A 579-nucleotide genomic window follows, 5' to 3' on the forward strand; every position below is an offset into this window, starting at 1 on the left:
GGTGGGTGATGACCGGGGCAAGGTCGAGGCCGCCCTGCACGAAGGCAATCATCTTGTACCAGGTCTCGAACATCTCACGGCCGTAGATGCCCTTGAGGTTGAGCATCTTGAAGATCACCTTGTTCCAGTCGATCTCGAAGCCGGCGGGTGCAATGCCGAGGATGGCGATCTTGCCGCCATTGTTCATCTTGTCGATCATGTCGCGGAAGGCAGGCGCTGCCCCCGACATTTCCAGCCCGACGTCAAAACCTTCGGTCATGCCGATCGCCTTCATCACGTCGGCAAGGTTCTCCTTCGACGCATCGACGACATGATCGATGCCGACGCTTTTGGCGAGTGCGAGGCGCGTCGGGTTGATGTCGGTGATGACAACCTTGCGCGCGCCCGAGCGCTTGGCGACCAGCGCCCCCATGATGCCGATCGGGCCGGCGCCGGTGACCAGCACGTCCTCGCCGACGAGATCGAAGGAAAGCGCCGTGTGCACCGCATTGCCGAACGGATCGAAGATCGCCGCCACTTCATCGGGCACGTCTTCGGGGATCGGCACGACGTTATATTCCGGCAGGCAGACGAACTCGC

At 61.7% G+C, this 579-nt stretch carries 1 protein-coding gene; it reads right to left on the bottom strand.

Going from position 1 to position 579, the window contains the following annotated elements; all coding sequences use genetic code 11:
- Positions 1-579 (bottom strand): zinc-binding dehydrogenase (locus L981_RS32815; RefSeq protein ID WP_043627075.1); only part of this gene is annotated, 579 nt, incomplete at both ends.

This window comes from Ensifer sp. ZNC0028, from assembly GCF_000799055.1.
Taxonomy (GTDB): Bacteria; Pseudomonadota; Alphaproteobacteria; order Rhizobiales; family Rhizobiaceae; genus Ensifer.